Origin of the sequence: Brevundimonas nasdae (assembly GCF_016654005.1) — a bacterium.
GTDB classification, from domain to species: domain Bacteria; phylum Pseudomonadota; class Alphaproteobacteria; order Caulobacterales; family Caulobacteraceae; genus Brevundimonas; species Brevundimonas nasdae.
The window spans coordinates 1-15,170 of record NZ_JAEPWN010000006.1; the positions used below are offsets into that span (position 1 = coordinate 1).

At 65.6% G+C, this 15,170-nt stretch carries 10 protein-coding genes; 7 read left to right on the forward strand and 3 right to left on the reverse strand.

Annotated elements, in window-relative coordinates; all coding sequences use genetic code 11:
• Positions 1 to 68: 68 nt before the first annotated feature.
• Positions 69 to 941: a hypothetical protein gene (locus JKF87_RS10120; RefSeq protein WP_201099776.1), complete on the forward strand. Its 873-nt coding sequence runs from the start codon at positions 69 to 71 to the stop codon at positions 939 to 941.
• Here the strand turns inward: JKF87_RS10120 and JKF87_RS10125 are convergent.
• From JKF87_RS10125 to JKF87_RS10135, 3 genes are all read right to left on the reverse strand, one after another.
• Positions 898 to 1,959: a LysR substrate-binding domain-containing protein gene (locus tag JKF87_RS10125; protein ID WP_201099777.1), complete on the reverse strand. Its 1,062-nt coding sequence runs from the start codon at positions 1,957 to 1,959 to the stop codon at positions 898 to 900. The genes JKF87_RS10120 and JKF87_RS10125 overlap by 44 nt on opposite strands.
• Before the next feature lie 257 nt (positions 1,960 to 2,216).
• Complete coding sequence (locus JKF87_RS10130) at positions 2,217 to 3,386, reverse strand: metallophosphoesterase (RefSeq protein ID WP_236261288.1); 1,170 nt, start codon at positions 3,384 to 3,386, stop codon at positions 2,217 to 2,219.
• A gap of 85 nt (positions 3,387 to 3,471) precedes the next feature.
• Positions 3,472 to 5,844: a TonB-dependent receptor gene (locus JKF87_RS10135; protein ID WP_201099778.1), complete on the reverse strand. Its 2,373-nt coding sequence runs from the start codon at positions 5,842 to 5,844 to the stop codon at positions 3,472 to 3,474.
• 306 nt (positions 5,845 to 6,150) lie between these two features.
• On the opposite strand from JKF87_RS10135, the gene JKF87_RS10140 reads away from it, so the two are divergent.
• The 6 genes from JKF87_RS10140 (at position 6,151) to JKF87_RS10165 (ending at position 15,163) form a co-directional block, all read left to right on the forward strand.
• The gene (locus JKF87_RS10140; RefSeq protein WP_201099779.1) at positions 6,151 to 7,290 is read left to right on the forward strand and encodes an MFS transporter; all 1,140 of its coding nucleotides are present in this window, start codon (positions 6,151 to 6,153) and stop codon (positions 7,288 to 7,290) included.
• Positions 7,291 to 7,308: 18 nt separating this feature from the next.
• The gene (locus JKF87_RS10145; protein WP_201099780.1) at positions 7,309 to 8,346 is read left to right on the forward strand and encodes a LacI family DNA-binding transcriptional regulator; all 1,038 of its coding nucleotides are present in this window, start codon (positions 7,309 to 7,311) and stop codon (positions 8,344 to 8,346) included.
• A complete protein-coding gene (gene hisN, locus JKF87_RS10150; RefSeq protein WP_201099781.1) occupies positions 8,343 to 9,125 on the forward strand; it encodes a histidinol-phosphatase in 783 nt (260 codons plus the stop codon). The genes JKF87_RS10145 and hisN overlap by 4 nt, the downstream gene beginning before the upstream one ends.
• Positions 9,126 to 9,314: 189 nt before the next feature.
• A complete protein-coding gene (locus JKF87_RS10155; protein ID WP_201099782.1) occupies positions 9,315 to 11,645 on the forward strand; it encodes a TonB-dependent receptor in 2,331 nt (776 codons plus the stop codon).
• A 149-nt stretch (positions 11,646 to 11,794) separates the two neighbouring features.
• On the forward strand, positions 11,795 to 12,484 hold the full coding sequence (locus tag JKF87_RS10160; RefSeq protein WP_201099783.1) for a winged helix-turn-helix domain-containing protein: 690 nt from the start codon (positions 11,795 to 11,797) through the stop codon (positions 12,482 to 12,484).
• 168 nt (positions 12,485 to 12,652) lie between these two features.
• Positions 12,653 to 15,163, forward strand: coding sequence for a TonB-dependent receptor (locus tag JKF87_RS10165; protein ID WP_201099784.1), 2,511 nt, complete (start codon positions 12,653 to 12,655; stop codon positions 15,161 to 15,163).
• Positions 15,164 to 15,170: the final 7 nt, after the last annotated feature.

The window sequence follows — 15,170 nt, forward strand, 5'->3', positions numbered from 1 at the left end:
TCTGCTCTTCCGTGAATCTCGCTCGTTTCATTCCGTCCGTCCTTTCAAGGGCCGGACTCTAGCTCCGCGTGGAGGAAATTCTCAGGGGCACGTCAGCGGGCGTCTTCCTGACCGTGACGGGCCTCTATGTCGGGATTTCCCGGTTCGGGCGGCGCAAGAACGGACGGTGGTCGCCGTTCCGGGGGCTTTGGTACTGGCACCACATCATCGGTCTGGTCTTCGGACTGTTCACCCTGACCTGGGTGCTGAGCGGCCTGCTGACCATGAACCCGTGGGGCCTGCTGGACGGAACGCCCAACAATCTGCGCCGGTCGCTGACGGGAACCCACACCTGGGCCGAGGCCAAGGGACTGATCGCCCGGGTCGGTCATGCCTCGGCGCCGGGGCGCGGCGTGGCGCAGCTTCGCTCTTCGACCTTTGGCGGCGAACTGTCAGGCGTGACCGTCGGGCCGCAGGGCGTGGTGCAACGCTGGACGGTCGCAGGTCCGGTTCAGCCGTTGGAGGCCGCCGCTGTCCGCGCCGTCATAGAAAACAAAGCGTCCGCGCCCATCGCCCAGTTCGACCTGCTGACCAAGGCGGACGCCTATTATTACGGCTTCAAGACCCCGGTCGCCTGGCCGGTCTATCGCGCCATCCTGCAGGATGATCAGGCTACGCGCTTGTACATCGACCCCAAGACCGCCGAGGTGGTTCGCATCGCCGACGCCTCGTCGCGCGCCTCGCGCTGGTGGCGGAACGGCCTGCACAGTCTGGACGTGGTGCGCGCCCGCCCGCTGTGGGACGGTCTGGCGATCCTGCTGCTGGCGGGGGTGACCCTGGTGTGCGGCACCGGCGCCTGGATGAGCATCCGACGCACGAAGCGCGACCTGACCGCGCTGCGCTGGGGGCTGGCTGATCTCAGCAGCCGCCTCGTCGGACGTGTGCGGCGGGAAAGGCGGTGACGTTGCTGGGCGCAGGCGTGGGATGGAGCGGAACGACAGGCTCATGCGCTTGCACATCGCTCCACCACGGCGCGGGCCGGTCGGGCAGGGGGCGGCCGTCCCGCAGCAGGCGGCTGATGTCCTGCAGCGAATAGCGGGGCGCCAGCAGCCGCAGCAGATCCAGCGTGTAGCGCCGCGCCACCGTATCGCGCCGCAGCACCGCCCAGGCGGTGCAGGTCGGCAAAAGGTCGCCGATGTCGATGGCAACAAGGTCGGCGCCGTCGCTGGCCGAAACCGCCATTTCGGCGATCAGGCCGACGCCTAGACCCGAGCGGACATAGGACTTGATCAGTTCCGGGTCCTGGGCCGTGCCGAAGAAACGCGGGGTCAGGCCGGACAGGGTGAAGGCGCGTGACACGCTGGATCCCGCTCGCGCCATCGACGGATAGGACACCAGCGGATGCTCGGCGATATCGGCCAGGGTGATGGCCCGTCCCAGCCGCGTCAGCGGATGCCCCGCCGGAACCAACAGGCTGCGTCGCCAGCGATACAACGGGATGGCGGGCGATCCGACGCTCTCATGTTCGCTGGCGCTGACCACGGACAGATCGACGGACTCGGATTCCGAGGTCGCCGCCGCCGGGTTTTCGCTGAAATAGGACTGGCGGATGCCCAGCGCCGGATACTGGGCCTTCAGCACGCCCAGCACGCGCGGCAGGAACAGGCGCGCCTGGGTCTGGGTGGCGATGATGTGCAGTTCGCCGTCGCTCTGTTGTTGGAAATCCGCCGCCAGGGACCGGATGTTGTCGGTCTCGACCAGAACGCTGCGGGCGCGGTCGATCACCTCGACCCCGGCGGGCGTGGTCCGCTCCAGGCTCTTGCCCTTGCGTACAAAGACCTGAAAGCCCAGCTCGTCCTCCAGCAGTTTCAGCTGTTTGGATATGCCTGGCTGGGTCGCGTTCAAACGCGCCGCCGCCGCCGTGATGTTGAGGTTCGCATCAACCACTGCGATCAGATAGCGAAGCTGGACCAGCGTCATCGCGCCAGCCCTGATCGCGATTGATCCTGAAATCCGTTGATGCGCACTGTGTCTGTTCCCCTTCCGGACCGGGAAAGGGGAGACCCAGGGCCAGGCTGGCGCCGCCCTGTCTTCTCCTCATCCCCCGTGCCTTTGTGGAACGGGGAAAATCTACCGGAAAGCTAGGAATTGTTACGGTTGCAACAGCAATTCTAACGTTACATTTCCGGTTGCAGCATTCTGCAACCTGGATGTTCGCTTCGTCGAGGCGGTTGGACTTATCGCCGGACCACAAGCTGGGGCGGGAAATCCAGTTCGAAGTCGGAATAATGGGCGGGGACGCCGAAGGTGGCTTCCCCGTCTTGGCCTGCGTAGCGGTCCAGAAGCGGGGAATAGGTGTGGAAATGCATCTTCCGGCGGGCCGTGTCGAAGGTGATGAAACGCAGCCAGCCGCCGCCGCCATTGGCTGATCCGGCCTGACCGTCGGGGCCGACGGTGTTGGCCTGATAGTCCTGCAGCACCTGATAGACGGGATGACCGGCGTCGTTCGTGTCGATCCGCAGGTTTTCACCCAGCGACACGCCGTCGACGGCGGGCAGATAGGCGTGGCCGCTCAACACCATGAAGATCATCGGGTTCTTGCGGATGAACCGGTCCCAGACCTGATCGGGCGACAGGTGGTCGGTTCCGGCGAACAGGTTGGCGGTGCTGTCGCCACGTTTGGTCTCGCCAGTCTTGCTGGGCGCCAGCCATTCATGGGTCGTGACGATGACGGGCAGGCCGGGATGGGCGTCCAGCACGGTCTGCGCCCAGTTCAGGGCCGACACCGGCGGGTCCATCTCCAGCGATAGGTGCAGGAAGGTTTTCCCGTCGCCCTGGAAGGTCTGGAACGAATTCAGCCCGTTCGACGATGCGCCGCCGTACCAGGCCTTGCCCGCGAAATGGCCCGAGGCGGGGCCGAAATACAGGTTCCATGCCCGACCGCCCGACAGGGGACGCGAGGCGCCCGGCCCGCCGTCCTCGCTCCACCAGGAATAGTTGTCATAGTCGTGGTTGCCGGGAACTATGCCGAAGGGCACGCCCGATCGACCCAGGATCGAAACAGCGCGGTTGGCTATGTCCCATTCGCCGCGCGTGTCCATGACTGTGTGCGGACCGGGGGCGCCGTCCTTTGGCGCGATGCGGAACTGGCCGTCGCCGTGCTGGATCAGGTCGCCGACGAAGCTGACGAAGACGATATTCTTCTGGTCCTTTTGATCGGCCAGATACTGCATCTGCTGGATGAAGGTCGCCTCGCCGCGCGGCTGGGACAGGGTGATGTCGGAATAGTTCTGGGTGTCGGGGACGACGGCGATGGTGAAGTCCTGGGCGTCGGCGTTGGCGATGCCGACCGACAGGGCGACGGCGGCGGTCGCGGCGGCGATCTGAAGCCAGCGGAGCATTTTCATCAGTCCGTCTCCCGTGTGGAATTGAAACCGCCTCCCTCCCGCCGTGGCGGGCGGGAAGGAGGCGTAACAGAGGGATTAGCCCGACCTAGAAGTCAAAGCTGATCGTGGCGAAGACCTGACGCGGGGCCGAGGCGTGGAAGACCACGATGCTGCCCGCCGCATCATCCGGCGCGAACACGCTGCTGTCGAAGTTGGACGCATAGCGTTTGCCGGTCAGATTGGTGACATTGACCGCCAGCTTGGCGCCGTTCACCCCGACGTTGCCCAGATCATAGCTGAGGCCCAGGTCGAAGGTGGTGTAGCCCCCGAAGCTCTGGTCGTTGGTGTAGGTGTAGTACCGGCGGCCAGTGTACTTGCCCATCAACGAGGCCGAGAAGCCGCCGCGCTGCAGGGTCAGGACGCTGGCGAACATCTCCTTGGGCGTGTCGACCTGCTGCTTGCCCTCGGTTTCCTTGACCACGCAGGTGGCGGTGCACCAGTTCAGGTTATCGTCATAGGTGGTCTTGTTCAGCGAGGCCGAGTTGTACCAGGTCGCCCACGGAACCGGCTTCCACAGCACGCCCAGTTCGACGCCCGTGCTGGTGACCCCGCCCGCATTATGGAAGGAGTTGCCGCAGCCGGGGTTCTGCTGCTGGTTGGTCGGGCAGGGGTTATACTGCAGCAGGCGGTCGTTGAAGCTGACGTGATAGGCCGACAGGGCGATCTGCAGCGGGCCGCTGATGTAGCGATAGCCGCCGTCGAAGCTGTTGGAGGTTTCCGGCTTCAGGGTGTGGCCCTGGGCGTCCCAGACGGCCTGTGACACGGATTGCGGACCAAGCTTGAAGCCGCCCTGATACATGGCCATGTTTTCGGCATAGCTGGCGAACAGTTCATGCTCGGGCGTGATCTGCCAGTGGACGCCGATCTCGGGCAGGAAGTCGTCCTTGGCCGTCAGAGTTCCCGAGGCGAACTGGCTGGAGGCGGGCGGGGCGTTGACCGCGATGCCGCGCTGGGCCTCGGCGACGGACTTGGAATAGGTGCTCTTGAAGCCGAAATCGATGGTCAGGGCGTCGTTCAGCAGTTTGACCTCGTCCTGCACGTAGAACTGGCGGGTCGTCCATGTGGTTTGCTGAACCCACTGGGCGTTGTTCGGCTGGCCCTTAAGGAAGCGCGCCAAGCTGAACGGCTCGGTGACATTGGTCCAGATGTAGCGGGCGGCGCTGGAGGTGTTGTCCTCCAGCCAGAACCCGGCCTGTAGACGGTGGGCGCCGATGGCCCAGGTCGCGCTGCCCAGAACGCCCTCGCGGTCGATGGTGTAGCGGGTGTCGCGGATCTGGACCGGCAGATTGCCCGTCGGGTTGATGGACCAGCCGACGATCCAGTTGTTACCGGCGCCCTTGTCGGTGTGCTTGTAGACCTGACCGCGAACGCTGAGGCTGTCGGTGATCCGATAGTCGCCCGCGACGTAATAAAGCTCGTCGTTGCGCAGGATCTGGCCGTTGGTGAAGGTCACGTCGGAGTTCTTCTCCGGCGCGGTCGCGGGCACGCATTTGGCGGGTGCGGTCGGGCCGGTGACCGAGCAATAGGCGCGGTCGAGGAAGGCCTGCCAGTTGGGGGCGTAACCGGCCCAGTCCCAGCCCAGACGGCTCTGCATGTCCTTGGACAGATAGGCGTCATCGGCCTGATTGGTGCGCGAGATGTCGGCGAAGGCGGTGATCGCGCCGCGTTCGAATTCGTACCTGGCCTTGGCGTTCAGTTGCTTGCCGGTCGACTGGTTCCAGGCGTCCTGATTCACGAACAGGTCCTGTTCGCTGTACTGGCCAGACACATAGGCCGAGAAGCCGTGGTGCTCGCCGGTGTCCAGGCGCAGGAAGGTGCGCTTGGTGTCTTCGCTGCCGAAGGTCTGGCTGCCGCGCACGCCCCAGGTCTTGCGCGGGTCGCTGGAGCTATAGATCAGCGCGCCGCCCAGATTGCTGGTCGATGGGATGCTCAGGCCCGCGATGCCGGTGGCCAGATCGGCCCGGCCCAGGTTCTCTGAGATCAGGGCGCGGCTGATGGTCAGGCCGTTGTAGTTGTTATAGGCGCCGTCGCCCAGCGGCACGCCGTCCAGCGCATAGCCCAGGTGGGTGGTGTTGAAGCCGCGCACCTGCAGCGTCAGGGACTGTTCGTTCACGCCCAGGGCGTCGATCGACTGGGCGCTGACGCCCGGCAGGAAGTTCAGCGCCTTCTGGACGCTCGTGCCCGGCGGCAGGGTCTCGAGATTGGCGGGCAGCAGGGTCGAGACCGAGCGGGTCTGGCCCTTGCCGACCACGACGATGTCGCCGACCTCATAAGAAGGCTCGTTTGCGCCCTGTTCGTTTACGGCCGCGACGACCGCAGCGGTCGACAGGTCTGCGGCGGACGCCGTTCCGGCCAGCGCGGCCAAGGCCGTGCCCGCCAGCAGGCAGGCCAGGCGCGAATATCCAGTATGTGACAACATGACGCGATTTCCCCTTCAGTCGGAGCGCGTCTAGGGGCGAGGTGAGACGCCTGAACTACGGTTGCGTTACAGGCGTGTGACTTCGACCGGCGGTGTCGTGTTCGGTCATCGGGCCGTTCCGTGATCCGCAGGCGGCGGTCCAGATTTCGGCGGTTGGACGAAATAGCAAAAATCGTGCGGGTTTACCGCTTGTGGTTTAGCGTTAAATCAATGACTGCGGCTTTTGACAGCTTCCCTCGCTGTTCACTTGCGGGCCGGTCACGCAGATCTCTGTGACACGTGACCGGCCTCTTTTTTGGATTTCTGATGACGGTCATGGACGGAAAACAGGCGCGGCTGGCGACGAGACTGGCTTTTCTGGCTGCGGGCTTCGGCCTCGCCAGCTGGGCGCCTCTGGTGCCGTTCGCCAAGACGCGTCTGGCCATCGACGAAGGGGCGCTGGGTCTGCTGCTGCTGTGCCTGGGCGTCGGCTCTGTTCTGGCCATGGCCCTGACCGGCATCCTCAGCGCCAAGCACGGCAGCCGCCCCATCATCATCGTCAGCGGACTGATCATGGCGGCGGCCATGCCCTTTCTGGCCTTTGCCCTGTCTCCGATCACCCTGGGTGTGGCCCTGTTCGTCTTTGGCGCGGGCCTGGGGTCGCTGGACGTGGCGATGAATATTCACGCGGTGGAGGTCGAGAAGGCGTCGCCGCGACCGTTGATGTCCGGCTTCCACGCCCTGTTCAGCATCGGCGGGTTCGGTGGCGCCGCCAGCGTGACGGCCATGTTGTCGCTGGGTCTGGCGCCGGTGGTCTGTGCGGTGGTCAGCGCGGTTGTGGTCGGCATGGCGATCCTGCTGGCCTGGCCCCGCCTGATCGCGACCCAGGCCGATGAGGGCGGGCCCCTGTTCGCCTTCCCGCGCGGCATAGTTCTGGTGCTGGCCCTTCTGGCCGCCGTCACCTTCCTGACCGAAGGCGCGATTCTGGACTGGAGCGCCCTGCTGCTGACAGATGCGGGACTGGTTCCGCTGTCGCAGGGCGGCGTCGGCTATATTGTCTTCTCGCTGGCCATGACGACCGGGCGACTGGTCGGCGACGGCGTGACGGCGCGCATCGGGGATTTCCGCACCCTGTTCTGGGGCGGCCTGGCGGCCCTGGCCGGTTTCGCCGTGCTGCTGCTGGTGAAGGAGCCTGTCATCGCCATCGCCGGCTTCGTCCTGATCGGCCTGGGCGCATCCAACATCGTGCCGGTGCTGTTCCGTCTGGCGGGCGCGCAGAAGGCGATGCCGTCGGGCCTGGCCGTCGCGGCCATCACCACCACCGGTTATGCGGGTATTCTGATGGGACCGGCAGGCGTCGGCGCCGTGGCCAAGCTGGTCGGCCTGCCTGCCGCCTTCTGGGGACTTGCCGGCCTGATGGTCCTGGTGCCAGTTCTGGCCCGCACGATCACGGCCAACAGAGGCTAGGCCCATGGATGTCGGCGCATGACCCGGACACGGCGAGCCCAGGTGACGCTGGCGGACGTGGCGCGCGTGTCGCGGGTCTCGATCATGACCGTGTCCAACGTCCTGAACGGCGGCGGACGGGCCAGCGACGACACGCGGATGCGGGTCCGAGAGGCCGCCGCCTTGCTGGGCTATGTGCCCAATCTGTCGGCCAGTCGTCTGGCGGGGGCTGGTCTGTCGCGTGTCGGGGTCATCTATAATTCGGGCGAAAGCGCCTTTCAGACCACGCTGACGGCCGCCATCGCCACCGAGGCCGCGTCGCGCGGCCTGCAGCTTCTGTTTCGTCCGCTCCTGACCCGCAAGCCCGAGAGGGTGCGCGATCTGGCGCAGGAACTGGTGTCGAGCGGGGCCGAGGCGATCATTCTGGTGCCGCCCTATGCCGAGATGCTGGACGTCGGGGCGATGACGGAACTGGGCGTGCCGCTGGCCGGTCTGGTCACCGCCAGTCCGATCGAGGGCATGGCGACGGCGCGGATCGATAATGTGGGCGCGGCGCAGGCCGTGACGACCCTGTTGCTGGATCAGGGGCATGAAAGGATCGGCGTCGTCGTCGGCCCGTTGAACCATTCCGACAGCATCGCGCGCCGGGACGGGCATCGCGCCGCCCTGATCGCACGCGGCCTGACGCCGCCGGATGAACTGGAGGCGCAGGGCGACTTCGGCTTCGCATCCGGCATCGCCTGCGCCGATCAACTGCTGGACCTCGAACATCCGCCGACCGCCATCGTCGCGGCGAATGACGAAATGGCGGCGGGTGTCCTGTGGGCCGCCAACCGGCGCGGCCTGAGGCTGCCCGATGATCTGGCCGTCTGCGGCTTTGACGATACGCTTCTGGCCACCCGCGTCTGGCCGACCTTGACCACCATAAGACAGCCCCTGGCCGAAATGGCCGGGCAGGCGATGGAGGCGCTGAAGACCGCTTTCCGCAATCGCGACGAAGCCCCCGCCGCGACCGACGCCGTCCTGCCCTTCACCCTGATCGAGCGGGGCTCCACCAAGCCAAAGGTTCAACCATGACCACGCCTGTCGATATCGAGTTTCTGCACCGTCTGGCGGACGCCGCCGACGCCATCACCTCGACCCGGTTCCGGCAGGCGCTGGAGGTCGACACCAAGGTCAAGCCCGGCTTCTCCTTCGATCCCGTGACGGATGCGGACCGCGACGCCGAACTGGCCATCCGCGAGATCCTGACCGCGACCTATCCGGACCACAGCGTCCTGGGTGAAGAGTTCGGTCTGGCAGGCGACAGCCGGTTCCAGTGGGTGATCGACCCCATCGACGGCACGCGCCCCTTCCTGTGCGGCATTCCGGTCTGGGGCACGCTGATCGGCCTGACTGAGGACGGCATGGCGACCCACGGCCTGATGAGCCAGCCCTTCACCGGCGAACGCTTCTGGGGCGGGCCGGACGGGGCCTGGACCCGGCGCGGCGGCGCGCGCCATCCCATCCGCACGCGCGCGGTCGACGATCTGGCCGGGGCCGTCCTGCACACCACCTCGCCAGAGGGGTGGCCCGACCATCTGCTGGACGGCTTCGCCCGTCTGAAAGCCGCCACGCGCATGACGCGATACGGCGGCGAATGCTACGCCATGGTCATGGTCGCGGCAGGCCAGATCGACCTGGCCATAGAGCCGTCGCTTCAGCCGTATGACATCGTCGCCCTGATCCCGATCATCGAACAGGCGGGCGGGGTGGTGACACAGTTGAACGGCGAGCGGGCTGAGGCGGGCGGCCCCGTGCTGATTTCCGCCAACCAGGGCCTGCACGAGCAGGCGCTGAAACTGTTCGCAGCCTGAAGGCGACGCCGTCGCATCGGCTCAGGCCTGCCTGCTGAATTGTGGAGATTGTCAGGAGATTTGAATTAGGCCGTTTGGCGACTGCGCTGATGTCACGACACGAATAATGCACCTGGCCGTTACACGTCTGTGAACTGACTATTGCACAGACGTCCTAATCCCCGACGCTGACATCGCAGGGGAACAATGATGCAACGTCGCAATAAACTTCGCCTCCAGCTCCTGCTGGGCGGCGCCCTTCTCGTAACGCCCGCCGCCGCCTTCGCCGAAACTGCACCCGCACCGGCGCCGGTCGATCAACAGTCCGGCCTGGCCGACATCATCGTGACCGCGACCAAGCGTGAGACCAATCTGCAAGAGACGCCGATCTCGATCTCGGTGCTCGGCTCCGAGGCGCTGGAGAACCGCCACGTCCAGAGCCTGATGGACCTGGCCGACGGCGCGGTTCCGTCCCTGCGCGTCGCCACCTTCGAAGCCCGCCAGTCGGCGCTGACCATCGGCATTCGCGGCATCGTGCCGAACGACGCCAACCAGCCCGCTCGCGAACAGGGCGTCGGCGTCTATGTCGACGGCGTCTATCTGGCCCGCCAGCACGGCCTGGGCTCGGCCCTGCTCGACATCGAGCGCATCGAGGTTCTGAAAGGGCCGCAAGGCACCCTGTTCGGCCGCAACACCGAAGGCGGCGCCCTGTCGCTGGTCACGCGCAAGCCCACCGGCGAGTTCGGCATGCGCGCCACCGCCGGCGTCGGCAACCTGGACTCCTACAACACGGAAATGCACGTCGATTTCCCGGCCCTGGGCGACTTCGCCTTCAAGGTCGACGGCGTGATCCAGGTGCAGGGTCCGGTCACCAAGAACATCCTTCCGGGTGAGACCGGCTTTGGCCAGTACGACCGTCGCGGCCTGCGCTTCCAGACCCGCTGGACCCCGACCGACAACTTCTCGGCCACCCTGGCCGCCGACATCGGCAAGGACAAGAACACCCCCTTCTATTCGCAACTGCTGAACTTCAACCCGAACGGCCTGACCGTGGTGCCCTTCACCGCGGCTTCGGTGCCGTCGGGCAGCATCCGCGGCCTGTCGCCGCTGGTGCAGGTTGAAGGCTCCAAGCGCATGACGCAGGCCGACATCGGCGTGCCGCAGCAGTGGAGCGTCGACGACACCCGCGGCATCGACCTGCACCTGTCCTATCGTCCTAACGACTCGCTGGAAATCCGTTCGATCACCGCTTACCGCGATCTGGACGTTGAACAGTACGACAACATCGCCGGCGCCCACCGTCCGCCGCTGGGCTCGCCGAACGGCAAGTTCTCGCGTTACTCGCTGGCCGGTTTCTGGCAGCACCAGTTCAGCCAGGAAATCCAGGCGGTCGGTTCGCTGGGCGACAGCATCGACTACGTCGGCGGCGTCTTCTACTTCAAGGAGACCGTCTCGGACGACGCCTCCACGCCCTCGACGAACCAGTGGAATGCGGACGGCACGGGCTACACCATCCTGGATCCAACCCCGACCATCCGCGGCTTCCGCTCGATGGACCGCAAGTCCACGGCCCACTCGGAATCCAAGGCTGTCTATGGTCAGGCGACCTGGACCCCCGCGAACCTGAGCGACCTGCATCTGACGGTCGGCGGCCGCTACACCTGGGATGAAAAAGACGGCACGCTGGAGTTGGTCAACAACGCCCTGCCGGTCGTGAACGGCGTCACGGGCGAACTGCACTTCAAGAGCTCGGTCGACCGTTTCGACCCGCTGGTCACCCTGGCCTATGACCTGACCAACACCGTCAACGTCTATGGCAAATATTCGACCGGCTACCGCGCCGGCGGCGCCTCCTCGCGCTCGCTGACCTATCGTTCGTTCGATCCGGAAGAGGTCAAGGCTTACGAACTGGGTCTGAAGAGCGACCTGTTCGACCGTCGCGTCCGCCTGAACGCCGCCATCTATGCGATGGACCGCACCGACAGCCAGATCGACTTCAGCCTGATCACCGGCACCCGCAACACGCTTGAGACGGTCAACGCCCCCGGCACGACCAAGATCCGTGGTCTGGAGCTGGAAGGTCAGTTCCGCGCGACCGACAACCTGACCCTGTCGGCCTCCTACGCCTATACGGACGCCAAGATCCCGGACACGGTCAACCCGTTCGACGGCAAGCTGCAGAAGGTGTTCATCGCCTATACGCCCGAGAACGCAGCCAGCGTCGCCGCCGACTGGGAATCGCCCTTCATGGGCGCCACGCTGAAGGCCCACATCGACGCCAACTACGCCGACGCCAGCCACAGCTTCGAACAGTTCGAAATCAAGAACGACCAGTCGTTCGTCGTGAACGGCCGCATCGCCATCGCCGACATCCAGACCAACCCCGGCGGTCCGCTGCTGGAAGTGGCTGTGTGGTCGCGCAACCTGCTGGACGAAACCTATGTCTATCGTCGTGATCCGTCGAACCGGGCCACGCTGGGGGACTACGGCAACTTCAACACGCCGCGCACCTTCGGCATCCAGCTGACGGCCAAGTACTAAAACTGACCAAGCCTTAGCGTTTTGGCCCTCCTCGCCCCTGATCGGGCGGGGAGGGTTCAGGCGTTTTCGAATGTGAAACTGGCGTGAATTTTACGCGATGATTCCGCTTTTGCTGGACCGTCGCGATCCGGGCGGTGCAGAGGCGCGGCATGACGCCGCTGGTTCTGATCGCCGAAAGTGACGCCGAAACCGCCGATGGGCTGGACGCCAGCCTGCGCCGCGAAGGCTTTCGCACCGCTCTGGCGTCCGATGGTCAGGCGGCGCTGGACCTTCAGGATTCCCTGAAGCCGGACTTGATCTTTCTGGGCGTGGACCTGCCTGTCCGTGACGGCTGGGACGTGCTGGGCGAGGTGCGGCGGCGCGGCGAAACCCCCGTCTTCATGCTGGCGTCGCAAGGGCGTGAGGCGGGGCGTCTTCAGGCCCTGCGGATCGGCGCGGACGACTATCTGATCCAGCCGCTGACGCCGGTGGAGGCGGCGGCGCGCGCGCACGCCATCCTGCGCCGGACCCTGGGCGCACAGAAGGCCAAGGTGCTGCGCGTCGGGCCGCTGGAAGTGCAGCTTGAGAACTATCTGGCCGCCGTCATCCTGCACGAAGGGCGTCGGCGGCTGGACCTGACCCTGACCGAGTTCCGCATCCTGGCCCATATGGCGCGGACGCCGCTGCGGGTCTTCAGCCGCGCCGACATCATGCAGGCCTGTTTTCCCAATCAGGACGTGCTGGAACGCACCATCGACAGCCATGTCAGCCATCTGCGCCGCAAGCTGGAGACATCCGGCGCGTCGGGCTTGCTGCGTAATGTCCGGGGCGTCGGCTATCGGCTGGAGCCGGAAACCTGAGTTTTTTGAACGCCGGATGATTTCGGACTTGCGCTGAAGCGCCGAACCCGGATCAAGCGTCGCCGTCATGTCTCGCGGTCGTCTTGAAGCCTATGCCGAACCGTCGCCGCTGCGACATGGCCTACGGCTAGTCAGTCCCCTGACATTGCCACTCTGGGGGATTCGATCATGACCATTTCACTGAAGGCGCGGCTGCTGGCCGCCGCGACCCTGGTCGGCGCCAGCGCCGGGGGAACCATCGCCTGGGCCGACGAACAGACGTCGCCTTCCACCGTCGACGACATCGTCGTGACAGCCCAACTGCGTGAACAGAAGACCATCGACGTCCCCTTCGCCCTGACCGCCTATTCGGGCCAGTTCCTGCAGGATCTGGGCGTTCAGGAGTTCGATCAGTTGTCGGCCTTCGTGCCCGGCTTCCTGGTGCAGAACCAGTCGCCGAACAATCCGGGCTTTGTGATGCGCGGCATCACTTCGGACAGCGGCTCCGCGACGGCTGAGCCGCGCGTGTCCGTCTTCCAGGACGGGGTGTCGATCTCCAAGTCGCGCGGCTCCTATGTCGAACTGTTCGATATGGAGCGGATCGAGGTGGCCAAGGGGCCGCAGTCGACCCTGTACGGACGCGGCGCTCTGATCGGCGCGGTGAATCTGGTCCAGAATCGCGCCCGCATCGGCCGCACCGAAGCCTATGCCCAGGCCGAGGTCGGCAACGAAGGCTATCGCATGGTCGAGGGGGCGGTGAACCTGCCGGTCGGCGAGACGGCGGGCCTGCGTCTGTCCACGCGCCTGAAGACGCGCGACGGCTTTGTCGAGAACCTGCTGAGCGGTGACGATTACAACTCCATCGAGACCAAGGCCTTCCGCCTGTCGGGCGCATGGGCGCCGAATGAGCGCACGCGGTTCGACGTGATCGCCAACTATCAGACGGACAAGGCGTCCGGCACGCCGTTCAAGTCCATCGCCTATTTCCCCGCCGACTCGAACACCGGCGCGGTGCTGGGCGGCAAGGATCCGTGGGACGGCGCGGCCCTGACGCCGGGCGCGGCCTTTGACGGCGGCAAGTCGCTGGGTCTGACCCGCGAGGTCTGGGGCGTGACGGGTCTGGCCCACATCGATCTGAAGTCCTCGCTGCGCCTGAACTCGACCACGGCCTACCGCCAGTTCAAGAACTACGAGACCTTTGACGCGGACGGCGTCTCCCTGCCCATCCTGACCGCCGCCGAGGACACCTATGGCGAACAGTGGAGCCAGGATCTGCGCCTGAGCTACAACAACGGCGGGCGGCTCAGCGGCTTCGTCGGCGCGGGCTGGTTCCATGAAGAGGGCTATCAGCGCACCCCGACCCAGTTCGACGAACGTCTGGCCCTGGTGCAGCTGGCCGGACTGCTGGACGGATCGCCGACCACGGTCGGCGACAAGACCCTGCCGATGGCCAGCTATCCGACGCTGGCGGGCTTGGCTCTGGGCGGACTGCTCAGCCCGCTGGGCGCGGGGGCCTTCGCCGCTCCGATCGCCGCCAACCTGAAGGCGACGCATATCGAGACGCCGATCAACAACTCGGACCTGACATCCTACGATGTCTTCGCCGATGTCACCTATGCCCTGACCGACCGGTTGGAGGTCTCGGGCGGGGTTCGCTACACCCGCGATGACAAGACAACGGGCTTCGCCAGTTCGGTTCAAAGCCGTTCGGTTCTGGGGGCGTTGCTGGCGCTTCAGTCGGGAGCGATCCCTGCCAGCCAAATGCAGGCCTTCCTGACGACCATGGCCAATCCGGCCTATCTGAACATTCCCGCCAATCTGTTCCCGTTGTTCGGCCTGACGGCCCAGCCGACGACGAACAATGGCGACTTCTCCTATTTCGACTCCAAGGATGACGGCGTGACCTGGCGTCTGACGGCGCGCTACGCCCTGTCCGACGACGCCAACATCTACGCCAACTATGCGCGCGGCCGCCGCCCGGAGGTCATCAGCGCCTCTGGTCCCGCCGCGCCGGGCGCCGCCGCCCGCTTCACCCCGGTCGCCGCCGAGACGGTCGACAGCTACGAGATCGGCGCCAAGGCCGCCCTGCTGGACCGCCGCCTGCGCGTGGACGGCGCCGTCTTCCTGTACAACTACGACAACTTCCAGACGACGGTGCAGCAGGGCACCCTGTTCGTCACCACCAATGCGGGCGAGGCCAAGTCCTATGGCTTCGAGGGACAGGCCAACTTCACCGTCTCGTCGAGCCTGGATCTGTTCGCCACCTACGCCTTCAACCATTCGCGGTTCGAGAATGGCCTGTACAAGGGCAACCACTTCCGTCTGTCGCCTGACCATGCGGCCTCGTTCGGCGCGATCTGGCGTCTGCCGGTCGCGGGCGGGGCGATCGAGGTTCAGCCCACCTACACCTGGCAGTCCAAGGTCTTCTTCGACGACGACAACGACATCCCGGAACTGCAGAAGGGCCATTTCGTCCCTGACCTGATTCAGGACGAATACCAGGACGCCTATGGTCTGCTGAACCTGCGCATCCGCTATGCCCCGGCGTCGCAGAACTGGGGCGTGGAGGCCTTCGGCGAGAACATTCTGGATGAGAAATACATCAAGGATGCGGGCAACACCGGCGATGCGCTGGGCATGCCGACCTTCATCGCCGGACGGCCTGCCTCCTACGGCCTCGTGTTCAAGCTGAAGCTCTGAGAGAACC